This is a genomic window from Paenibacillus ginsengihumi DSM 21568 (genome assembly GCF_000380965.1).
Taxonomy (GTDB): Bacteria; Bacillota; Bacilli; order Paenibacillales; family NBRC-103111; genus Paenibacillus_G; species Paenibacillus_G ginsengihumi.
Window position 1 is genome coordinate 175,240 of record NZ_KB905549.1, and the last position, 22,951, is coordinate 198,190.

The 22,951-nt window shown below is 57.0% G+C and carries 20 protein-coding genes; 8 read left to right on the forward strand and 12 right to left on the reverse strand.

What is annotated here, in order from left to right; translation table 11 throughout:
• Nucleotides 1-3: 3 nt before the first annotated feature.
• From F591_RS0102105 to F591_RS0102125, 5 genes are all read right to left on the reverse strand, one after another.
• Entirely contained in the window at nucleotides 4-1,014 is a 1,011-nt protein-coding gene (locus F591_RS0102105; RefSeq protein ID WP_019532929.1) for a helix-turn-helix domain-containing protein, read from the reverse strand.
• 271 nt (nucleotides 1,015-1,285) lie between these two features.
• Entirely contained in the window at nucleotides 1,286-2,155 is an 870-nt protein-coding gene (locus F591_RS0102110; protein ID WP_019532930.1) for a carbohydrate ABC transporter permease, read from the reverse strand.
• 2 nt (nucleotides 2,156-2,157) lie between these two features.
• Nucleotides 2,158-3,108: an ABC transporter permease gene (locus F591_RS0102115; protein ID WP_019532931.1), complete on the reverse strand. Its 951-nt coding sequence runs from the start codon at nucleotides 3,106-3,108 to the stop codon at nucleotides 2,158-2,160.
• Nucleotides 3,109-3,189: 81 nt separating this feature from the next.
• Nucleotides 3,190-4,719: an extracellular solute-binding protein gene (locus tag F591_RS0102120; protein ID WP_019532932.1), complete on the reverse strand. Its 1,530-nt coding sequence runs from the start codon at nucleotides 4,717-4,719 to the stop codon at nucleotides 3,190-3,192.
• Nucleotides 4,720-4,917: 198 nt separating this feature from the next.
• The gene (locus tag F591_RS0102125; protein WP_019532933.1) at nucleotides 4,918-6,384 is read right to left on the reverse strand and encodes a sulfatase family protein; all 1,467 of its coding nucleotides are present in this window, start codon (nucleotides 6,382-6,384) and stop codon (nucleotides 4,918-4,920) included.
• Nucleotides 6,385-7,025: 641 nt separating this feature from the next.
• Between F591_RS0102125 and F591_RS0102130 the strand changes: the two genes are divergently transcribed.
• Together F591_RS0102130 and F591_RS0102135 are read left to right on the forward strand one after the other, a co-directional pair.
• Nucleotides 7,026-8,423, forward strand: a complete 1,398-nt coding sequence (locus F591_RS0102130; RefSeq protein WP_019532934.1) for a sulfatase family protein — start codon at nucleotides 7,026-7,028, stop codon at nucleotides 8,421-8,423.
• Between the two features lie 491 nt (nucleotides 8,424-8,914).
• Complete coding sequence (locus F591_RS0102135; RefSeq protein ID WP_019532935.1) at nucleotides 8,915-9,424, forward strand: hypothetical protein; 510 nt, start codon at nucleotides 8,915-8,917, stop codon at nucleotides 9,422-9,424.
• Here the strand turns inward: F591_RS0102135 and F591_RS0102140 are convergent.
• The 5 genes from F591_RS0102140 to F591_RS0102160 all read right to left on the reverse strand — a co-directional run bounded on the left by F591_RS0102140 (nucleotide 9,340) and on the right by F591_RS0102160 (nucleotide 14,650).
• A complete protein-coding gene (locus F591_RS0102140; RefSeq protein WP_019532936.1) occupies nucleotides 9,340-10,362 on the reverse strand; it encodes a formylglycine-generating enzyme family protein in 1,023 nt (340 codons plus the stop codon). The two genes, F591_RS0102135 and F591_RS0102140, sit on opposite strands and share 85 nt — an antisense overlap.
• A 1,147-nt stretch (nucleotides 10,363-11,509) precedes the next feature.
• Nucleotides 11,510-12,358: an ABC transporter permease gene (locus F591_RS0102145; protein ID WP_019532937.1), complete on the reverse strand. Its 849-nt coding sequence runs from the start codon at nucleotides 12,356-12,358 to the stop codon at nucleotides 11,510-11,512.
• 5 nt (nucleotides 12,359-12,363) lie between these two features.
• The gene (locus F591_RS0102150; RefSeq protein ID WP_019532938.1) at nucleotides 12,364-13,179 is read right to left on the reverse strand and encodes an ABC transporter permease; all 816 of its coding nucleotides are present in this window, start codon (nucleotides 13,177-13,179) and stop codon (nucleotides 12,364-12,366) included.
• Nucleotides 13,142-14,206 (reverse strand): ABC transporter ATP-binding protein, encoded by a 1,065-nt coding sequence (locus tag F591_RS0102155; protein WP_019532939.1) that lies wholly within the window; start codon nucleotides 14,204-14,206, stop codon nucleotides 13,142-13,144. The genes F591_RS0102150 and F591_RS0102155 overlap by 38 nt, the downstream gene beginning before the upstream one ends.
• Nucleotides 14,207-14,362: 156 nt before the next feature.
• On the reverse strand, nucleotides 14,363-14,650 hold the full coding sequence (locus tag F591_RS0102160; protein WP_245580967.1) for an acetylxylan esterase: 288 nt from the start codon (nucleotides 14,648-14,650) through the stop codon (nucleotides 14,363-14,365).
• A gap of 217 nt (nucleotides 14,651-14,867) precedes the next feature.
• Between F591_RS0102160 and F591_RS0102165 the strand changes: the two genes are divergently transcribed.
• Nucleotides 14,868-15,170 (forward strand): hypothetical protein, encoded by a 303-nt coding sequence (locus tag F591_RS0102165; RefSeq protein ID WP_019532940.1) that lies wholly within the window; start codon nucleotides 14,868-14,870, stop codon nucleotides 15,168-15,170.
• Between the two features lie 571 nt (nucleotides 15,171-15,741).
• On the opposite strand, the gene F591_RS0102170 is transcribed toward F591_RS0102165, so the two are convergent.
• The gene (locus tag F591_RS0102170) at nucleotides 15,742-16,260 is read right to left on the reverse strand and encodes a cysteine dioxygenase (protein ID WP_019532941.1); all 519 of its coding nucleotides are present in this window, start codon (nucleotides 16,258-16,260) and stop codon (nucleotides 15,742-15,744) included.
• 236 nt (nucleotides 16,261-16,496) lie between these two features.
• Between F591_RS0102170 and F591_RS0102175 the strand changes: the two genes are divergently transcribed.
• The 5 genes from F591_RS0102175 to F591_RS0102195 all read left to right on the forward strand — a co-directional run bounded on the left by F591_RS0102175 (nucleotide 16,497) and on the right by F591_RS0102195 (nucleotide 21,968).
• The gene (locus tag F591_RS0102175) at nucleotides 16,497-17,231 is read left to right on the forward strand and encodes a response regulator transcription factor (RefSeq protein WP_425414339.1); all 735 of its coding nucleotides are present in this window, start codon (nucleotides 16,497-16,499) and stop codon (nucleotides 17,229-17,231) included.
• Complete coding sequence (locus tag F591_RS0102180; RefSeq protein ID WP_019532943.1) at nucleotides 17,224-19,032, forward strand: sensor histidine kinase; 1,809 nt, start codon at nucleotides 17,224-17,226, stop codon at nucleotides 19,030-19,032. The genes F591_RS0102175 and F591_RS0102180 overlap by 8 nt, the downstream gene beginning before the upstream one ends.
• A 227-nt stretch (nucleotides 19,033-19,259) precedes the next feature.
• Entirely contained in the window at nucleotides 19,260-20,060 is an 801-nt protein-coding gene (locus tag F591_RS0102185; protein WP_019532944.1) for an HAD-IIA family hydrolase, read from the forward strand.
• Between the two features lie 191 nt (nucleotides 20,061-20,251).
• Entirely contained in the window at nucleotides 20,252-21,154 is a 903-nt protein-coding gene (locus tag F591_RS0102190; protein WP_026326317.1) for a LysR family transcriptional regulator, read from the forward strand.
• A gap of 7 nt (nucleotides 21,155-21,161) precedes the next feature.
• Nucleotides 21,162-21,968, forward strand: a complete 807-nt coding sequence (locus tag F591_RS0102195; protein ID WP_019532946.1) for a histidinol-phosphatase — start codon at nucleotides 21,162-21,164, stop codon at nucleotides 21,966-21,968.
• A gap of 182 nt (nucleotides 21,969-22,150) precedes the next feature.
• Here the strand turns inward: F591_RS0102195 and F591_RS0102200 are convergent, their stop codons facing one another.
• Nucleotides 22,151-22,924, reverse strand: coding sequence for a hypothetical protein (locus F591_RS0102200; RefSeq protein WP_019532947.1), 774 nt, complete (start codon nucleotides 22,922-22,924; stop codon nucleotides 22,151-22,153).
• Nucleotides 22,925-22,951 lie beyond the last annotated feature (27 nt).

Below are 22,951 nucleotides of genomic sequence, written 5' to 3' on the forward strand. Positions count from 1 at the left end.
GGCTTACACATTCATCGCTCTTCGGTATTCATTCGGCGATTGTCCCGTCAGCTTCTTGAATACGCGGTTGAAGTGGGGCAAGGAATTAAATCCGACCTTCTCAGATATTTCGTATACCTTCAGCTCGCCTTCGAGGAGCAGTTGCTTCGCCTGCCGGATTCTCAGCTCGTTCAAATAGTTCACAAACGAGCGGCCGGTGAATTTTTTGAACAGCACGCTGAATTGGGAGACGCTGATATGAAAGCGCCGGGTCATGTCCGGGACGGATAAATCTTCGGCATAATGAGCCTGTATATATTCGCACGCTTTGCGGATCACTTGACGCATCTCGCCGTTGAACAGCGCATTGTAATAACGCTGCCAGTGCTCGGTCAGCTGTTGAAAATGAACCCTGATCGATTCCGGCCGGTTGCCTTCGACGGTCAACCGCTGAAAGGACGGGTTCATCGCTTGAATCGAATCGTTCATCTTACCCGAAAATGTTTTGAATAAAACGATTTTCTCGCTTTCCTGCAAGGAATCGGCTTCCGCAATGCGCTGTACGAGGCGGGCCTGCCCGGCAAAGAGCTCCTCGGGAGCCATATCGGTCATTTTGTCCAAATAATGCTGAATCGCCACAAAGAACGGTCTCAAATGAGCGAATTGCGGCATTCTATCCTGCGCTCGCTCAAGCGCCCTGTGCAGCTCTTCCTCCAGCACAGGCTTCAGCAAAAAATCGCTTACATGATAGCGCAGCGCCTGGCGCGCATATTCGAATTCGTTATAGCCTGTCAGAATGACGGTAATGACCGGCAACTGCCGGTCGAAGATTTCGCGGGCAAGCCACAGCCCGTCCTGCCCCGGCATCATGATATCCGTGACGACGATCGTCGGCCACACATTATAGATCAGCTCGAGCGCTTCCTCTCCGTTGCCCGCTTCGGCGACGACTTCATAGGTTCCTCCTGCTTCCACCATCTCGGCCACTGCGCTGCGTATCCAAAGCTCGTCTTCGACAATCATGACCTGGTACATGGGAACACCGTCCGTTATATTATGATAGACGCCTATGACGAGCGATTCCTTTCGTCATCGGTCGTCACCTGCGGTATTGAAAATTCGTCGAAGCACTTCGCCAAATTTTCAAGATAGACGCCTATGACGAGCGCTTCCTGCCGTCATCGGTCGTCACCTGCGGTATTGAAAATTCGTCGAAGCACTTCGCCCAATTTTCAAGATAGACGCCTATGACGAGCGCTTCCTGCCGTCATCGTCCATTATATCATATCGGTCGGGCCTGACCGTGTTATCCTTTTACCGAGCCGACAAGCATGCCTTTATCGAAATATTTTTGAAAAAACGGGTACATGATCAGCATCGGAATCGAGGCCATCACCACGACGGCCATCTGCACTGGCGGGCCATATTCGTATCCGTTCGAGACGGATTCCAGGGAATTGCCCGACTCCAGCACAATTTGCCGTAAAAACACCTGCAGCGGCTGCTTCTGCGAATCGCTGATGAATAGAATCGCCTGAAAATACGAGTTCCAGTAAAAGGACGCATAAAACATAATGAATGTCGTCACCGAGGCCAGGGATAGAGGCAGAATGACCCTGAAAAACAACGTCCATTCCCCGCAGCCGTCGATGCGCGCCGCTTCCTCCAGCTCCTTCGGCGTATTCTGAAAAAAGCTTCTCATTACAATCAGGTTAAAGGGCAAAATCGCGTTGTTCAAAAATAAGGCCCAGTAGGTGTTCAGCAGTCCAAGCTGGCTCGTCAGCAAATAGGTGGGGATAATCCCTCCGCTGAAGAGCAGCGTGAACAGAACCATCACATTGAACGCTTTCCTGCCCCTCAGCCACGTCCGCGACAGCCCGTAGGCCATGAGCGTCGTCACCGATATGCTGATCGCCGTCCCGCCCAAAGTAATCTTGATCGCATTCCAATAAGAGGCGGTAAAGTTGTGGTTGTTGAACAAATAACCGTACGAATTCAGCGTCCAATCCCTAGGTATAAGATAGAACCCGCGCGACAGCATCTCGCTTTTGGTGGAGAACGAGCTGAGCAGCACGTACAGGCACGGAAGCAGCACCATGAGCAGGATCAGAGCGAGCGCGAAGTATATGACGGCGTCGAATAACGAGAACGATTTGGCGGCTGGCCCGCTTTTCATAATTAATACACCCCTTCCTCGCCGATTTTCCGGGACGCCCGGTTGGCCAAATAAACCAGCGCCAGCCCGATCAGCGCTTTAAACAAGCCGACCGCCGTCGTATAGCTGAACTCCGCCTCGATAATGCCGACCCGGTATACGTACGTGTCGAACACTTCCGATATATCGATATTCAGCGAATTTTGCAGCAGCAAAATATGCTCGAAGCCTGTATCCATGACATGGCCCAATCTTAAAATAAACAAAATGATGATGGTCGAGCGAAGCGCCGGCAGGTTGATATGCCATATTTGCCGCAGCCGGCTGGCGCCGTCCACCCTGGCCGCCTCATACAGCGTCGGATCGACGGAAGCGAGCGCAGCGAGAAAGATGATCGCGCTCCAGCCCGCCTCCTTCCAAATGACCTGAAGCAAATACACGATGCGGAAATACTCGGGATTGGTCATCACCTCGATACGCTCGTACCCCCAGGTGGACAGGAGATTGTTAATCCCTCCGTCCTGGGCGGAGAACAACAGCACGGTCATGCTGACAATGACGACCCAGCTTAAAAAATGCGGAACGTAAAGCAGCGTCTGCGCCCCTTTCTTAAACCACTTGAGCCGGACCTCGTTCAAGAGAAGGGACAGGAGGATCGGTACGGGAAAAAACAAAAACAGGTTCAAGGCGCTGATCACCAGCGTATTGCGAAATATTTTCCAGAAATCCGGATCTTGAAACAGCCGCCGGAAGTTGTCGAAGCCGACCCATTGGCTTTGCAAAAAGCCGTCAAACGGATCGTAATGTTGAAAGGCGATCAGGATGCCGCCCATCGGAATATATTTGAACACGATGAAAAACAATACGCCCGGCAAAATCATCAAATAGACGGGCAAGCCTCGCTTCCATTCCGCCCATTGGCGCCGCTTCTGCCTGCTGTCCGCTGCCTTCGATGGTGTAAACGCTATGCTCAAGCCTGCAACCTCCCTTAAGTTCGAACAACCTGAATGACCGCGGGCATCATCCGGGTTGACGCCATTTCTGAGACGGACCCGTTACTTCGCATTCTGATAGGCTTCGTTCATTTCCTCGATGATGGCGTCTCCGCCGCTTGCTCTCCACTCGGCGATCGCCTGATCGATCGTTTCCATCGGCGCTTGACCTGCGATCACCTTCACCATCGCGTCCATCCACTTTTTGTCGATCGTCGTGCCAAGCTTCGTCGCCGTTTCCGATACGAAGCCGAAGCCGTCATTTTTGATTTTGACTTTTTCGTTGTTGTCGAAATACGATTTGATGGTTGCCACCTCTTGCGGGTCCATCCATTTGTAAATCAGGAACATCGGGTCGAACCGCTTGAAAAACCAGCCGACAAGCAAAAATTGTCTGTCCTTCACCGACGCCTCCAGCTGCTCGTACTGCGTGTCGGAAATTTTCTTGTAATGGACGCCTTCAATGCCGTGCTTGATCAGATCGTATCCTTCGTCAGACAGCATGTAATCCAGCATTTTTAGAATTCTTTGCTGCTTTTGCGGATCGATCTTCGCATTGATGACGATCTTGTCTCCCGTCGGCAAGGACGAGGTCCCCCGCTGGCCGGAAGCGCCCGCCGGCGGCATCAGTTGCACCAGCTCCGCCTTCGGGTCCAGTTTGGTCAGCGGAGGCAGCGTTTCCGTAAACAGCTGCTGCGGGTTGACGTTGGCGATTCCCGCCTTTCCGGCCTCCAGCTTGTTCAGCGAATCACGCGCCTTGAGAATCGGAAAATCTTTGTCCAGCACGCCTTCCGCATACGCTTTGCGCATAAATCCGATAAAGTCTTTAAGCTCCTCGCTCTGCACCTGCATCGGAATCAGCTTGCCGCTCTCATCGAGCTTCCATTTGTTGGCCAGCCCGAAGCTGGCGGTCAGAAATGCGGCCGTGCCGCCGAAGCCGAATGTGCCGCTGGGATTGATCTCCATGGAGAAGCCGACTGTATCCTGCTTGCCGTTCCCGTCCGGGTCATTCAAAGCGAACGCTTTGGCTACCTCGTAAAATTCGTCGATCGTCTCCGGCATCTTCAGCCCCAGCCGGTCGAGCCAGTCCTTGCGGATGGCCAGCGAGTCTCTCGCTTCCTGATAATAAAACGGGATGCCGTAATACTTGTCCTTCGGGTTAAAATGCTGCAGCGACTCTTCCGCAATATACTTGACAATGTTCGGATATTTGCCGAGCTCCGGCTTCACGTCCATAAAGACGTTTTTGGCCTGCCATTTCACAAACTCCGTATTGGTCATATAGAAGACGTCCGGAAAGTTGTTGGATGCGGCCATCACATTCAGCTTTTCCTGGTAGTTGGCCGATGGAACCCATTCGATCTTCAGATCGATATTGAGCCGCTTGTTCAGCTCGTCGATCACCGGATGATTGGGCGGCCAGCCGCCTCCGGCGTAGCTTCGCGTCATCAGGTTGATCGTTATTTTTTCGCCGGGGTCGTCCTCCCCGCTCCCTGTTCCTTGGTTATTGGCTCCGGAATTGCCGGCGCAGCCTGCCATGGCCGCTGCGCTCAGCAGCAAAATGCTCAAAGAAAGCGCTGTCATTCTTTTCATGCTTAGCAAGTCCTCCCTTGTATACTTTGATTGCAATGTACTAATCCGCGGCATCCGCCGCCATGAACGGATAGAAGCCTATGACGAACGAAGCCTTCTGTCATCGGGCGTCACCTTCGGTACTGATCATTCGCCGCTGGACTTCGTCGAACGACCAGGACAGTCCGGTTTATTTGCCTATGATCCGAAGCGCGCATGCTACTTTTCCCTGGCATCCCGCGCATGGGGCACCACGTCGCAGGTCGTTTGGTAAAAATCGAGCAGCCGCTCTTTTAAGGAGAGCAGGACAGGGGCCAAGGAGCTGTCATGAATCCGGTTTTCGGTTTCTCCGGGATCTCGCTCCAAATCGTACAGCTCGTCGGTTTCGTACAACCGGCGGACGTACTTGTACCGCTTGGTGCGAATCATCGTCGCCTTCGTATGCTCCGGTCCTTCGCTGCGCTGCATCTCGCCTCTGGGCCAGTACAGCATGGAAGGGTCCGCATTGGCCGGGGCCGACTCGTTGCAGTGGAATTCGCCGTGCAATCGCCCGCCCTCGCAGAAGACGGCATCCCGGTGCTCGTCGGCCTCGCCGGCGACAACCGGGGCCAATGATTTTCCGAAATGCGTATAGTCCGGCACAATGCCTGCGTAATCATGCACGGTAGCCGGCAGATCGACCAGCTCCGCCAGCGCATCGCGGATTCCCGGCTTGACCCCGGCGGACGCCGGCGGTTTGACGATGAAGGGCACGCGGGTCAGGCAATCCTCAAACGTATTTTGCGTTTTCTCCACCAACCCGTAATCCCCGGTGAAATCGCCGTGATCCGAGAAGAAAAACAGCGCCGTATCGTCGTAAATGCCGGCCTCCTTAAGCGCTTCCACAAGCAGGCCGAATTGATGGTCCACTCGCGCGCACATGCCGTAATAGGTGGCGCGCAGCTCCGTCCACCGCTCCTCCGTCCAGCCCTGCATGTTGTATCTCTCGCGCAGCCCCGACAGCATGGACGGCTTGTCGCCTCGAAGCTCGTGCGCGGCGATCCGCTTCGGCAGCACGGATCTGTCGATCCGGCTGTACCACGGCTCCTCCACCGCGTAGGGGGGATGCGGGTAAAGGATCGGCAAATAAAGGCATAACGGCTGATCTTTGGGCGCCTGCTTGATGAACTCGATCGCGCCCAGGATGTTGGCCCAGTCCGAGTCGTAATAGAACGGCTCTTCTTCTTCCAGCGCGATTTTCCCGACGTAGAACGAGTAATACGTATCGCTTCCCGGCAGCCCGCGCCGCAAATCGCCGCCAAAGGAAGGCCTGGGATTGCGCTCCGGCGCGTATTTGATATCGCAGTACGCAGCAAAGCCGTTTTTGGCCGGAACGAGATCGTTTTTGCCGCCCCACCAGACGAAATATCCGGCATCCTTCAACGTTTTGAGCAGTACCGGCTCGTCTGGCTGCATCATATGATACATCGTGCGGTGACCTCTGACGTGCGGATACCACCCGGACATGAATGAGCAGCGGCTCGGCGTGCACACGGGATTTTGGCAGAACGCGTTCCTGAAGGAAACGGCCTCGCCGGCCACAAGGCGGTCGAGATTGGGCGTAACGGCAGCCCGGTTGCCCATATGGCCGAGAACGTCGCCTCGCCATTGGTCGGGGTTGAACAGAACGATATGCGGTCTCTTCATGGAAAGCTGCCTCCTTGCTGCAGGATGCTTACACTATACGGCATACAGCGCCGCGGAGTCGTTAACGGATTTTCCGGATTGTTTGCACATTTTTTGGAGATGGACGTCTACACTAGATTAATCCTATTATTCCGATAACCAAACGGTAATCTCTCATCGTTATCCAGGGAATCCTGTATTCCGTCGGGAACGGATTGCAGCGCGCGTGCTTCTTCATCGGTTGGCGCCTTTGATTACTGAAGCAGAACGAAAGAACAATCCGCACAGCTTGGCCAGAGTATGACATGTGCTGGAGAAGCGAAACGTTCGCGTTCGCCTTGGTTCCCGGATTTCTACCGCTGCGATTTGGAAACAGGCCATCCGGAAGCAACAGCGATCAGAAAGTATATGTCACACGGCGGACCTGGATGAAAACCGTTGTTCAACCTATATAGACTTTATGCGGCCAATCCCGGACAATCCGTGAAGAAATCGGACAATCCGCAATCGATGGCGGGCGAATTCGCTGATATATTCAAGATGGACGCCTGTGACGAACACATTCCTCGTCATCGGCCGCCCCCTTCGGTACTGATCATTTGCGGAAAGTCGTCATCAAATTATCAGAATAGTGCAATCGACAACGAAAGGAGCTCTGACAAGTGAGCCAGCCCAACATTTTGCTGATCATGGCCGACCAATTCCGCTACGATTGGATGAGCTGCGCGGGTGCGGATTTTGTGGATACCGTAAGCCTCGACCGCATCGCCGCCCGGGGAATCCGGTTCGCAAGAGCCGCCTGCAACAGCCCGGTATGCGGGCCGAGCCGCTGCTCGCTCGCGGCTGGGGTATACCCTCATCGGACGGGAACGCTCGAAAACTTTGTCAATTACCCTTTGGAGCAGCCGACCTACTACCAGGCGCTGAGACAGGCGGGGTACCGCGTGGCGCTCGTCGGCAAAAGCGACCTGCACAAGGGAGATCATTTCTACGGAATGAACGGGGATCTTCCCGTGATGCATCATCTGGGCTTTACGAACCCTCACGAAACCGAAGGCAAAATGAATGCGGCCTTCCGCCGGAACCGACTCATGAGCTTCGACATCGACCCGGACGACGACAGCCATATCGCCGGGCCGTATCAGCGTTATTTGCGGGATCGCGGTCTGCTTACCGCATTCACGGAAGATTACCGCCGCCGTTTCGCGGACTGGAAGTTTTGGAACGCCTGGCCGTCGCCGCTTCCGGCGGAGCACTTCCACGACAGCTATATCGGGCGCACGGCGTGCGAATTTCTGGAGCGCGTATCCGTGGAGACGCCGTGGCATCTGTTCGTCAGCTTCGTCGGGCCGCACGACCCGTGGGATGCTCCCGCCGGGTATGTGGACGCCTTCGCCGATACATCGTTTCCCGCTTCGATCAAGGACGATTTGGGGAGCAAGCCGGCATGGGTTCGGCAAAAGGCCCAAAAGCACTCGGACGGCATGTCGGACAGCGATCTGAATAAAGTAAAACGACATTATGCCGCGGCTATCAAGCTGATTGACGACTGGATAGGACAAATCCTCGATACATTGCAGCGGCGGGGAATGTCCGATCATACCGTCGTGATCTTTTGCGCGGATCATGGGGAGATGATGGGCGATCACGGACTGTTTCAAAAGAGCACGATGTACGAAGGCGCGCTGCGCATCCCTCTGATCATCGCCGATCCGCGGGAAGCTTGGACCGGGACGAGCGACGCGCTGGCAGAGCTGATGGACCTGCATCCGACCATTTTGGAACTGGCCGGCGTCGATAGCTCGCAGTGCCGTCTGGACGGGCGATCGCTGGTTCCCCAATTGAAGCGCGGGGCCGGGCCGCACAAGGACTATCAATTCAGCGAGCTGAACAATACGCGCATGATCTTCGACGGCAGATATAAGCTGATCGAGAATCATAATGACATAAACGAATTATACGATCTGCAGGAAGACCCGCATGAGCTGACCAACCTCGTTGACCATCGCCCTGAACAGGTGCGGCGGTTAATGGGAGAAATGCAGCTTTTGCGAAAATAAGATGGCTGCAAAAAGGGAAGACGATATCGCTCGCCTTCCCTTCAGTTTTCTACCTCTCAAGGCTTCGGTGCCGAACGATGGCTGTCCCTTGACTTGAGAGGGAGAGAAGCCCGGCTTCGGCTGCTGTTCCGGTCGTGTTCTTTGATCCATATCTACGGCTGTACACACGACTGGGGTGGAGGATCGTAACCTTTCCGCCCAATCCCCTTCCCCTGTGCCGCGTTCCCATCGGTCATGTGATGCGGATTCGGCGAAGTGGCCGCCCTGTTCCGCCTCAGTCTAAGCCTCAGCTATGGCCTCGGCCGCGGCCGCGGCCCGTGGAATAGCGGTGACGAATCCTGCATTTTGTACAACATTTTCCGTATCTTTCGCGCTAGATACAGGGAAATGTTGTATTTTGTGCAACATTTTGGGTCAAATTGACTTCAAACCCGGGAACATCGCCCAAAATGCTGCACTTTCTACAACATTGAGCCGCGAATGCCGTTTATTTGCCCGATTTTGTTGTACAAAATACAACATTGTTCATTGGCGAGCATCGTCTGTCTTCCCCGTCGCTGCTTCGCGGCGACCTGAGAGACTATGGCTTCGCCGCGCACTGCGCGCAGCTTCCGGCAGGCGGTGCGCTTTTTGGCGGTGCGCCTTGCCGCTTCCGCATCGCCGGCTACCTGGATTCGATCCGCCGCTTCCGCATCGCCGGCTATCTGGATTCGATCCGCCGCTTCCGCATCGCCAGCTACCTGGATTCGATCCGCTGCTGCCGCATCGCCGGCTATCTGGATTCGATCCGCCGCATCTGCATCGCCGGCTACCTGGATTCGATCCGCTGCTGCCGCATCGCCGGCTATCTGGATTCGATCCGCCGCTTCCGCATCGCCAGCTACCTGGATTCGATCCGCTGCTGCCGCATCGCCGGCTACTTGTCCGCCTTCACGACGCGGAAGCCGCAGTTGCCGGTCGAGCTATCCGGCGTGTTGCTGCTTCGCGCCGCAACCCGGTAGCGGTTGCAGTAGGAGCGATGGCACAGGTAAGAACCGCCGCGCATCGATCTTCTGCCGGTTTCCTTGGCAAAAAGCGGATTCTCCGCCGCCGTCTCCAGGTGGTAGCGGGGGCTGAACCAATCCGCGCACCACTCCCAGACGTTCCCCGATACGTTGTAGAGGCCGTACCCGTTCGGCTCGAACGAGCGGGCGGGAGCGGTGCCGACATAGCCGTCGCTGGCATTGTTTTTCTCGGGAAACTTCCCCTGGAAAATGTTGCACATATGCTTGCCTCCCGGCTTCAGCAGATTGCCCCACGGATAGGTCATCCCCTCCAGCCCGCCGCGCGCAGCGTATTCCCATTCGGCTTCGGTCGGCAGCCGCGTGCCCGCCCATTCGCAGAACGCCATCGCGTCGTTCCAGGAGACGTGAATGACCGGATGGTCCATGCGATCCTCGATCGTCGAATCGGGTCCTTCCGGATGGCTCCAATCGGCCCCTTCGACGACGTACCACCACGGCGTCTGCACCGGCACGTCCTTCACCTTGCTCGCCACCTGCTCGCTGACGAGCAGATGGAACACGTACGACCAGCCGAACTTCTCCGCTTCGGTGATGTAGCCGGTCGCCTGGACGAAAGCTTGAAACTGGGCATTCGTGACCGTGCAAGCGGAGATTTGGAACGCATCGACCTTCACCCGGCGAACCGGCCCTTCCCCGTCGCTCGGAAAACCTTCGGCGTCATTCGTTCCCATCCAGAACTCGCCGCCGGGGATGCTCACCCAATCGATCGCCGCCATCTTCTCCGGTTCGGCCTTCGGCGAACCCGCGGCGCCCGAAGTTTTCGGCTCCGTCTTCGCCGGTTCCGAACTAAGCGAAGCTGTGCCCGCCGCCTTCGATAACGGTTTCAACTCTACCTGTTGCCTGCCTGCCGCGCAGCAAGAATTTATTTCGTTCACGCGTTTCGCCCCCTTTAATCCGATAAACGCCTATGACGAGCGACTCCTTTCGTCATCGGTCGTCACCTGCGGTATTGAAAAATTCGCCGGAGGGTTCCGTCCAATTTTTCAAGATAGACGCCTATGACGAACGACTCCTTCGTCATCAGTTGTCACCTTCGGTGCTGAAAATTCGCCGATAAGCTTCGTCGAATTTTCAAGATAGCCCCAGCATAATCGTTTTCCTGCTGCCTTGCAACGATGAACCATTTGCCAATGCGGATGCATAGAGACCAGCGTCCCCGCTTTAGAACGCCGCCCGGAATCTTGCTTGGTTTCGCTTGCCTGCTCCGCTGTTCTTTCATATTACAACACTTATTTCTAAAATGGAATAAAGATATTTATGGATTCATTGGAATTTTAGATTCGCAAAGGATGCGAACCGGATCAACTCGAAAAACAACGAAACTTTTTATCACATTAAGAAAAACATAGCCTTCGACAAGGTTATCGTGTAAACCTATATTTTGCTGCAACCGATACCAAGCCGGCCGGGGAGTTCCGCGTTAGCGCCGCCTATCCCCGGGCACACTCAGGCACATGAGGCGACGAATCCTGCAAAAAATGCAACATTTTCCGCATCCTTCGTGCCAGTGGAAGGGGAATGTTGTATTTTGTGCAACAATTTAGGAAATATTAGCTTCGAATCGAAGAATATCGCCCGAAATGTTGCACTTTCTACAACATTGAGCCGCAAGTGCGGGTTATTGCTCGGTTTTTGTTGTACAGAATACAACATTTGCTATCTTGAAAAATCAGCTTAGCCTACAAGCTGAATTTTCAACACCGCAGGTGACGACCGATGACGACAGGAATCGCTCGTCATAGGCGTCTATATTGGAAAATTCGACGAAGTCCTTCGGCGAATTTTCAGGCACCGCAGGTGACGCCGATGACAACAGGAATCGTTCGTCATATTGAAAATAGCCCGCGGTCATCATCTCTAACGCTGGTGACAAACGCTATTTAGCTGAAACGCAGCCTTTGAAAAATATAACACTCGCCGGGTAGCGCTATTTGGTCCAAAACGCTGCATCGGGCAGCCTCAAATGTCGAATAAGGCTGCTCACTTGCGTTACAATTTCAAATCGAGCGTTTCTCAGCCGCGTTACATGCGCAAATCCATACGGTTGCCGGAGCTATATTTTCGAAGACCAGCATAAAACAGCCCGATGCCCCCGCACGTCACGAGGAGCGTCATGCCCAGCGCTTGCGCCAGAAAGAGCGGTTCCGCCTCCCGCAGCAGCCCGATCGGCAAATAGCTGATAAAGCCGGCGGGAATGACCGTGAACATGACCAGCCGGCCCAGCCCGCGAAAAATGCCTGTCGGGTAGGTGGAAAAGTTCAGGAACGCGCTGAACAGCTGTTTCGCTATCCCTTCGGCGTTCCCGATGAAAAAAGCGAGCGAATGCGCAGCGACGACAAAAAACAGAAAAAGCAGCATGGCGATCAGCAGCGCCAGCGCGAACTTCAGCGTGCCGATCCACGTCGCATCGCCGAAGGCCGCGAACAGAATCAGGGCGAACAGCACATCGCCGATGGCAGAGACGGACATGCGGCTGATCAGAATGTGCAGCAGCACCGGCTTCGGCTGTGTCAGGTAAAGGTCGATCTGCCCCCCGGCGATCAGGCTCGCCAGCCGGTAGGCATTGCCGAAGAAGACAGCCGACAGGCCGTAGCCGCCGGCGCTCACCGCCCACATCATCATCACGTCGCGCAGCTCCCAGCCGTTCACGACCGGAAAGCGCAAAAAGTATAGTCCCCAAAACAAGATCCAGACGGCATTGTTCACCATCATCATCCCCGCCGTCATGAGGAAGCTGAGCCGGAACTCCATCGCTCCGGCAAGGTTGAGCTTCCAACAGGCCAGCACGAAGCGGACGAGGCCCCATGCTCCTTGCCGCTGCGGCGGATCGCCGGCGCGGCGGCGGACGAGGCCGTATCGATGCGGAGCCATCGTTCTTACCCCCCGTTCACGTTCAGCTTGCGCACAGCAAGCCGGTACACAAGCAGCACGGCGCCGGCCAGCGCAGCGATCCAGAACCACTGCACGCACGTCATCCAGGCAAGCTCCACACTGTCCCAGCGCACCGCCGCCTTGGCCGGAAAATAAAGCACCGTCTGAAACGGCAGCCAGCGGCAAACGTCCTGCAGCGCGCCGGGAAACAGCTCCAGCGGCATCAGCATCCCGCCGATCGTAAACAGCAGCTTATGGTAGACGAATTCCAGCCCGCGCGTCTCTTCGACCCAGAAGGCGCACAGCGCCAGCAGCATATTCAGCAGAAAATTGACCGTGATGCCGCCGGCGGCCATCCAGAGGAAGCCGATCCAGCCGAATCCGAGGGACGGCCAGCCGAACGCGAGGCAGCCGATCGCGAGGCCGACGGCCAGATTGACGGCCAGCCGGACCGCCACTTCGCCCGCATAAGCGGCATAATGATACCCGATATAGCTGTAGGGCTTCGTCAGCCTGTAGCCGACCTCGCCGCTTTTTACTTCTTCCTCCACGCGGGTTGTCAGGCTGGGGAAGGCTATCGTCAGCGATTCGGCAAGCAGGATGTACCAGATGAGCTGCCCCATGCTGTAGCCGGCAATCGTCTCCGTGCCTTCCCCTTCGTAGGTCGCCTGCCAAAGCTGAACGAAAATATACATGATGACGATCAGGAACACCGAACGTGTCAGAAAATCGGCAATATACGCCAGGTGATTGCGCAGCGTTACCCGCCCGATCGCCCCGTATTTAAGCGCCTTCTGCGCCCAGGCCGTGCCGCGGTTCACCCTCCCCGCCTCCTTCTCCGTTCCCGTTATCCGCTGGCGCTTCTCCGGAAAGCTGCCTGGCGTAAATATAGGCGATAATATCTTCCATCGGCGGGTCGGCGATCGTAATGTCGGAGACGCGGTAATGGCCGACCAGCCGCACAAGTACCTCCTCCATGCTGGTCGCGGCCGTATCGACGGCCAGCTCCAGCTCCGTCTCCGAGCATGCTTTCACCCGAACGCCGGGACACACGAACGGAGCGCCCGGCTCAAGCAGCCGCAGCTTAATCGTTTTGCTGCGCAACAGCTCGCGCTTCATCGCCTCTACCGAATCGTCGAAAATCGTCCTGCCGTGATTAATGACGATCGCGCGGCGGCACAGCTCCTCGATATCGCCGGCATCGTGCGAGGTGAGGAAGACCGTCGTCCCCTCTTCGCGGTTCAGCTCGCGGATCAGTTCGCGAATGTGCCGCTTGGCGACGACGTCGAGACCGATCGTCGGCTCGTCGAGAAAGACGATGCTCGGGCGATGCAGCAGGGCGGCGACGATCTCGCAGCGCATTCGCTCGCCGAGCGACAGCTTGCGCACCGGCGTGCGCAGGTACGGCTCCAGGCCGAACCGGCCGACCAGCCGGTCACGCCTGGCGATGAAGTCGACCCGCGGCAGCTCGTAGATGCGGCTCATCAGCTCGAAGCTGTCGATCGGCGGCAAATGGTACCACAGCTGCGACTTCTGCCCGAATACGGAGCCGATCCGATAGGCCAGACGCTGCCGCTGCATCCAGGGGCACAGTCCCAGCACTTCCGCATAGCCTTCGCTCGGATGCAGAATGCCCGTCAGCATCTTGATCGTCGTCGACTTGCCGGCCCCGTTCGGGCCGAGGAAGGCCAGCGTCTCTCCTTCCCGAACAGTCAGGTCGATACCGTGAACCGCTGTCTTATCCACGTACTTCGGCCGGAGCAATGCGCGCAGACTTCCGGCCAGGCCTGGCTCCTTGCGCTTGACGGCGAACCGCTTGCTCAAGCCTTCGATGCGTATCGCGTGCATCCTTATCCCCTCTCCTTTCCTCCGCTAAAGCGAAAAAGACCCCGGCCAGTTACGCCATGACGGCGGAACTTGCGCGAGGTCTTTTATCCCTACGGTGTGGCGCCCTATCGGCTGCGCCTGGATTCGCTTGGTTCGCCCGGACGCGCCGGCGGATCCCTAGAATCCCTTCCACTCAATGTCATATATTACCATAGCTGACTTGCCCGCATCAACCTTTTTTTCTCCCGCCTTACGTGTGCGAATGAGGTCCCGGCCGCCTGATAAATTCCACACGCTTGCGAAAATGATCCCCGCTGACGGCATGTCCATTGAACGGAAACATATCTCCTTCGGCACGGTCAGCCGGTTGTATACCGCACAGATCGTTTCGGGAAGACACACCGTATCCTTGAGCCCTGCCGGGATCATCACGGGACAGCGCAGCCGGCCGCACAAATTCAGCATGTCGAAATCGCCGAGCAGGCGAAGCACCTGCTCCTGCGCCTCGGGATGTAGAGCTCCTGCAGCCTCCGTTCCAAAAAATGCGAGGTCGTTCACCCCCGGATTGTTGGAAGAATCGTTGTCTTTCCCATCATATTCCTCGTCCTTTTGAACTGTCTACTGGCAAAACGCTGCCAGAACGATATAATGGTTGTATCAAGACGCAAAGGATGATGAAGCTATGCAGCCAAGTACGGCAAGAACGCTGAACTTGATTCAGCTGATTCTGGAGATCGGCATCGTCGCGGGCTATTTGATCGGCCTCGTGCCATTGGCGTACGCCTGGTCCGGCACTTGGGTCGTGCCGCTTGCGGTCATCAACGTCATTATCGCGGCGCTTACCGGCAACGGGACGCTCATGATGACCATCATCAACGCCGTGCTGTCGATCGTCAGCTGGATTCCGCTCGTCGGCTACGTGACCCGCCTCGCCGGAGCCGCGGTATCGGTCATCAACATCATGAATCTGAGACGGCGAGTTTGAGGCATAATTCGTTCCTTGCGAAAGGGCACCCGCCTCTTCGGTATCAAGCCGATACCGCGTCCGCCTTCGCATCCGCCTTGCGGGCAAAGGCCGGGCCAAGGGCTCCTGCCCTTTATGCCCGGTCTTTGTCATGCAGCTGACCTGCCTTCCGCGCATCTTGCCGCCTTGCATCTGACCGACCTACACCTGGTCGACTTACAGCTAGTCGACCTACATCTGGTCACCTGCATCTGACCGACCTACACCTGGTCGACCTACATCTGGTCACCCGCATCTGACCGACCTACACCTGGTCGACTTACAGCTAGTCGACCTACATCTGGTCACCTGCATCTGACCGACCTACACCTGGTCGACCTACATCTGGTCACCCGCATCTGACCGACCTACACCTGGTCGACCTACATCTGGTCACTTGCATCTGACCTACACTTGGTCAACTTACAGCTAGTCGACTACATCTGGCCGACTTGCTCTGGCCGCTCGGCACCTGTCCGCCTCGCAGATCCCGCTTCTGCGCCGGCCGTGCCCCCGGAAAACCGTCAGACAAGCCGCACGCCCGGCCCCGGCGCTAAATGACAAAATCGAGTACCTGCTCATACAGATAATACGTCTTGCTTGCGCTAAGGCGCGGCGCATACAGATGAAGCGATACCGCGCGGCTATGGCCGGGATTGGCCAGCTGATGAATTTGCCCGATCGGCGCGGCGTATTCGCCGCCCTCTGCAATGGCGCGCTCGCCGCGCAGCAGCGGATAGCCGAATTCGTCCAGCCGGTACAGCCGGTTGACCAGGCTTCCTTCCAGCACGACGCCGCAGCCGATCGAGGCGCCGTGATCGTGAATGCAGGTCGCGCTGCCGGCCGGTATGTGAATCAGCACCAGTTCTGCCCAAGGCGCTTCGAACAGCACGCGCCGTCCGTACGGTCCGCGGGCCTCCGGCACCTCCCGGCGCCAATCGGGGAGTGCTTCCCGCACCTGCTCCAGCACCTCCGTTAGCTCCTCCAGCGCAGCCGCTCCCCGCATAGGGACCTGCCTCTTCAGCTTCAACCACGCCTCCATGACGTGCTCGACGCTTTTGATAGTCAACATCGTTGTCAGCCTCCCGCAGATTAGGTAGGATGGAAATCGGGTACCCGGAATGTTTTGCGAGCCCATCATAAGTGTTGCTTTGATTTCTTATCAGATTTTTTTATAATTCGGGCATCAGCGCATCCCATCGTTACTTACTATGTATTCGCACAGGCGCATCCGGGTGTTTGTCCCTGGGAAATCCGCTTAAGATTGTTTTAAGAATTCCATCACGATCCTGTTAAGAATTGTCCGGTATGCTGACATACAAAAGAGCTGATTCGAAGGAGGGATTTTCCTTGGCGCAGCCGACCATTCTTCTGGTGGACGACGAAAAGGAAATTATCGACTTGCTGGAAATTTATTTGAAGAACGAAGGCTACCGGCTGCTGCGGGCGTCCAACGGCCTGGAAGCGCTGAGCGTGCTGAGCAAGGAGACGGTCGATCTGATCGTCCTGGACATCATGATGCCCAAGATGGACGGCATCGAGGCATGTCTTAAAATTCGCGAGCAAAAAAACATGCCGATCATCATGCTCTCGGCCAAGAGTCAGGATATGGACAAAATTCTCGGTCTCAGCTCCGGCGCCGACGATTACGTCAGCAAGCCGTTCAATCCGCTGGAGCTGCTGGCGCGCATCAAGTCCCAGCTGAGACGGTATACCCGGCTGAACGTGCCGCAGGCGAATACGTCTCACGAAATCGAAGTGGACGAGCTGACGATGAACACGCTGACGCACGAGGTCAAGGTAGACGGGCGCGAGATCAAGCTGACGCCCCGCGAGTTCGCCATTCTGGAGCTGCTGGCCAGACATCGCGGCACCGTCTGGAGCATCGAGAAAATATACGAGGCCGTCTGGCAGGAGCCGTATTTCGATTCGGACAATACCGTCATGGTACACATCCGCAAAATCCGGGAAAAGATCGAGGATAATCCGCGCAAGCCGAAATTTATCAAAACGGTGTGGGGGGTCGGCTACAAAGTTGAATAGGCCCTTCTATCGAAAGCCCAAACCGCCCAAGGCGCGCAAACCGATCCTCGAGCGCTTTCCGTTCACGTGGTTTCCGTTTACGCTTGTGCGCAGCCTGATCCTGTTCCTGATCGACGTCGTCCAGATGACGCGCCAACAAATCGAGCGGAGCATCCGCATGCAGCTGATGCTGACGTTCGCCGTCTGCCTTGCCGCCGCCTTCGCCGCCTACGGTCTCAGCTCGGCCTTGTTCGGGCAGGTCAAGAAGGAGCCGGTCATCGATTACTCGCAAGGGGTCAGCCGCATCGACAGGGATGCCCGGCAGTTGGCCCGCATGTTGGAGCCCGTCCCGGACGAGAACGAGGACGAGGAAATCGAGGAATTCTACGAGGAGGAAATCCCCAATCTCCCGGCCGGAAGCGAAGCTGTGGAGAGCAGCGATGCGCAGGAGCCGGCTTCAGGCAGCGAGGCGGCGGCGCCGACTTCCCCGGGCTACGGCTCCTCAAACCAGCCGCCCCTGGCGCAGCGCAGCACCGCAGCTGCAGAGCTCTCCGAAGCCAAGCAGCGGGAGAAAAGCGCCAGAACGGAGGCACGACGCCAACAGGATGAAATGCGCCGCAAGCATTTTCTCGAAGAAGTCGAGCGTCTCGCCAAATATGAACATTTGAAAATTACGATTACCGATCTGGAGGGTAAAGCGCTGTTTCGCAGCGACAATGCGACGGAGACGACGGTCGACGTGCATACGGTGATCCGCAATGCGATGGATTCCCGCTACAACAGCTTATCCAACCAGCGCCAGGAATTTTCCAGCTTCTACCCCGTGACCTACAACGGGCAAAAATCGTACCTGATCGTCTCCGGCATACCCGAGCCGTATATCAGCTACCGCAAGGGCTCCAGCCCCGTCTCGATGCTGTCTGCGCTGGCCTTGTTTATTTTTTTGTTCTATTATTTGACGCGCCAAAAAATGCGATACATCGAGGAGCTTGCGGGCGGTCTGCGCATCGTGGCGACAGGCAATCTGGATTACCGCGTGCAGGAGCGGTCGCAGGACGAGCTGGGCGCGCTGGCCCGCGACATGAACCTGATGGCCGAGCAGCTGCAGCGCAAGATCGAGGAAGAACGCCGCGCGGAGCGGCTGAAGAACGAGCTCGTCACCAATGTCTCGCACGATCTGCGCACGCCGCTTACCCTGATCATGGGCTATTTGCGCCTGCTTCACGACAAAAGCTATGAAACGCCCGAGCAGGCGGCCAGCTATGTCAGCATCGCCTACAGCAAGGCGGAGAAGCTGAAGGCGCTGATCGACGATCTGTTCGAATATACGAAGCTGTCCAATCAGGACGTGCCGCTGAACCGCCGGGGCACTGCCATGAACGATCTGCTGGAGCAGCTCCTCGAGGAGCATGTGACGATCGCCGAGGAGCAGCAGCTGTCGATCGTCCGCAGCATTCCGCATGACAAGCTGTTCGTGCAGATCGATGTCGACAAGATGATCCGCGTCTTCGAGAATTTGCTCGGCAACGCCATCAAATACAGCGAGAAGCCGGGAACGGTGACGGTCGGAATGGCCGCAGAGAAGCGCCATGTAGTGATCCGCATCAGCAACAAGGCCGACCCGCTGACCGGGGAGGAGCTGAGCCGCCTGTTCGACCGGTTCTACCGGGTAGACAAGGCCAGATCGTCCGATACCGGCGGCTCGGGCCTGGGGCTGGCCATCGCCAAAAGCATCGTCGAGGCGCATGGCGGCACGATCTGGGCGGAGTCGGAGAACAAGGAGATTCACTTTTACGTCAAGCTGCCGCGCTTTAACACCTAAGCCGCGTTCGTTCCATGCCGGTGCTGCCTTCACCTGCTTGCGCCCCTCGCCCCGGCATGGCGCTTCGCCTCATCCTCCCCTGACTCGGCCGGCCCGGCGCTTTTCGCGCTGCACATCTGCGGCGCCCGGCCGCCTGCGCACGCATAGCGCAGGCGGCCTTGTTTTTGTTACAATGCAAAGAGAATCGCAAGTGAGAACATGGACACGACGGATGGAGGAGACGAAACATGCCCGGATTTTTGCTCGATCTTGACGGGACGCTGTATCACGGGGACCGGCCGATTCCTCACGCCGCGGATTTTGTCGCGTCGCTGAGGAAGGAAGGCAACCCCTTCCTGTTCGTAACCAACAATTCTTCGCGAGAGCCGGAGCAGGTAGCGGCCCATCTGCGGGCAACGGGCATCGACGCCCGGCCGGAAGAGGTGCTGACGTCGTCGCAAGCCGCGGCGCTGTTCGTGCGGGAGCAGCAGTGGGGCGACCGGGTATACTGCATCGGAGAAGCCGGCCTGCGCGCGGAGCTGCGAAGGTGCGGGTTCATCCTGCAGGACGAGACGGCAGCCGGGGTGGAAGCGGGGACGGCCGATGCCGTCGTCCAGGGCATTGACCGCAGCTTCGACTACGCCAAGCTGCTCGCCGCCGTCCGGCACATTCGCGCGGGCGCCCGGTATGTGCTGACGAACCCGGATCATCTGCTGCCGTGGAACGGCGAGCTGACGCCGGGGGCCGGGTCGATCGCGGCAGCCATCGAGCGCGCGGCGGAATGCGCGCCGGTTGTGATCGGCAAGCCTTCGCCGATCATCATGCGCTACGCGATTGCCCGCCTCGGCCTGGACGCCCGCGACATCTGGGTCGTCGGCGACAATCTGCGCACCGACATCGCCGGCGGCGCGAACGCCGGCTGCCGCACCGCGCTCGTCCTGACGGGGCTCGTCGCGGAGCGGGACGCCGCAGAGCGGCTGCGGGAAAGCGCCGTGCAGCCGGACCTGGTGTGCCGCGATTTGGCCGACCTGCGGGCACAGCTATCTTAAATTACTGTAAATCCGCGGGCTGCGCATTTGCCCTGACCTGGGAAGTAGAATATAATAAAAACAGCCAAGAAATTGCGTTTATACCATTAGCCGCCTCGATAAAAATTCGTTATTCGCACCAGGCAATCAGCTGTGTTGTACGGATGGAGCGCGGCCGCTTGGACGAATCGTGCAAGGAGGGGAGGAACGACGTGAACCTGAACCAATTGGAAACGCTCATAACCATCTCCAAGACGATGAGCTTCCGCAAAGCGGGCGAAATTTTGAATTTGACCCAGCCGGCGGTGTCCGCGCAGATCAAGAGTCTCGAGGACGAATTCAAGACCGTGCTGATCGACCGCAACCAGCCGGTCACCTTGACCGACAGCGGCAAAGTGTTTCTCGAGCATGCGGAGATCATCTTGCAGACGGTGGAAGACCTGAAGCAGCGGCTGCTCGATTTGAATCAGACGCCGCAAGGCCATATTCACCTGGGAACGACGACGTCGATCGCCATTCAAATTTTGCCGCGCGTCTTATCGTACTTCCAGAATCAGTTCCCGCTGATCAAAACAACGATACATTCCATGACAACCTCGCAAATTATGCAGAGCGTCGAGAACGGCTCGATCGATATCGGCATCACCTATTTGTTCGACAAGCATCCGGCCCTGGAAAGCTCGGTGCTCTACTACGATACGTTCGAGCTTGTCGTTGCTCCGGAGCATCCGCTTGCCCGCTATGCGCACATCCCCATCGAACAGCTGCACGAGCTGCCTCTGATCATGCTCTCGCCGGAGACGGCGGGCCGCCGTTTTGTCGATCAGATTTTGAAGCAGATGTACATAACGCCGCAGGTCGTGATGGAGCTGTCCAGCAGCGAGGAAGTCAAGCGGATGGTCGAGCTGAATTTGGGCGCGGCCATTATTTCCAAGATGTCGATTCAGAATGAGCTGCGACTGGGCACACTGAAGACGATCATGGTCAACGAGCTGGCCATCAGCCATCCCGTCGGCGTCGTGCACAAGTCAGGCCGCTATGTCAGCTCGGCGCTGCAGCAATTTTTGCAGGATTTGAAAGGGATGCAGGAAATTGATTTCATAGGATCGGAGTGAGGAGCGCATGAAATTTGATTTGCATACGCATCACAAGCGGTGCGGCCACGCGGTCGGCACGATCCGCGATTATATTGAAGCCGGCATATCCCGCGGCTTGTCCGTGATCGGCATTTCCGACCATTCGCCTTATTTTGCAAGCGAGCTCGATCAGGAGCAGCCGGGAATCGCCATGGCCAAGAGCGAGTTCGCCCGTTACGTGGAAGAGGTGCTTTCCTTAAAAGAGGAATACAAAGGAAAAATCGATGTGCTGCTTGGCGTGGAATCCGACTTTTTCCCGGAGCATGCGGAGCTCTACCGGCAAATCTACGAAGGCTATCCCTTCGATTATATTATCGGCTCGGTGCACTTGTCCGGGGGTGTCAGCATCTTCAACAAGAAGCGCTGGAACGGACTCACCGAAGAGCAGAAGGTCGAGCAAAAAGAAATTTATTACGACCTCATCGAGCAATCGGCCAAGAGCGGGATGTTCCAGATTCTCGGCCATATCGATGCGATGCGCGGCTTTTATCCGGCCTTCTCCGAGATTAAGACGGAAGCGGTGGACCGCACGCTGAAGACGATCGGGGAATGCGGCATCGCGATCGAGATCAATACGTCCGGCAAAACGAAGGACTGCGGCGGCTGGTATCCGATCGACGCCATTCTGGAGCGGGCGCTGCACTACGGCGTGAAGGTCACGTTCGGCTCCGACGCCCACAAGCCCGAGCGGGTCGGCGACGACTGGGACGAGGTGGCCGCGAGACTGAAGGAGATCGGATACCGCGAGTGGGTCTATTACAAAGAGAAGCAAATGCAGGTTGTACCGCTTTGAGCCGCGGCATAATGCCTGTTCGGCGATGCGAACGTTTCGAGCATCGCCGAACAGGCATTTTTTTCGCGTATTTAAGCGCTTCTCCCGCCGGCAGCATCCGACCCGGCATGGACACGATGACCTGCCGGGCCGGTGAACAGCCTCCTGGCATGGCATCGTCGACGCTAAAGATCGGGCTCAGGCTATTGGACCTGAGACGCCCCTGCGTCGTTCGAGATTTGCCCGGCGGAAGCCTGCGGAGCCGCAGTTTGGCCGATCGCCCCCGTCACGTAGTCGCTTGCCCAATTGACCATGCCGTCCATGAGCATCAGCACCAGATTGACGACATCCTTGTCCGTCAGGCCGCCGCCCGCTTGGGAGCTGACGAAGTTCGACGTCTTCGCTTCGAGGGCGAGGATCATCGTCTTCAGCTGCAAAAAATCGCCCGCCAGCGAAGCAACCGACATATAAGAGCCCGCTGGTTGATTTTGCCCCTGGCCTTGCGGCTGGTTTTGTCCTTGACCGGCAGCTTGTCCTCCCCCTCTGTTCGCTCCCTGGCCTTGGCCTTGCCTGTTCCGGCCCCGGCCTTGAGCCTGGCCCTGACCCTGTCCCTGGCTTTGCATCGCATCTTGCTCCTGCCCCTGCTCCTGTCCTTGGCTTTGCATCGCATCTTGCTCCTGCCCTTGCTCTTGCCCTTGCCCCTGCCTTGAATCTTGTCCTTGGGCTCCGCCCTGCTGATCCTGGCCCTGACCGGCTCCTTGCTCGCGAACAGCCCTCTGCTCCCGCCCCTGCCTGCCGTCTTGAGCTTGCTGTCCCATGTCTCCTTGCCCTTGTTGCCCTTGGCCCGGACCGCTCTGGTCGGCCCTTCTGTTTTTTTGCTCCAACATCTGCCTCATCGCGGCGATTTCCTGCATAAGGATGGCATTTTGCTCGGAAACCGCCTGAATTTGCGCCATCATTTCTTGTGATCTGATCATAAACGGATTCCTCCCTTTCTCCTAAGT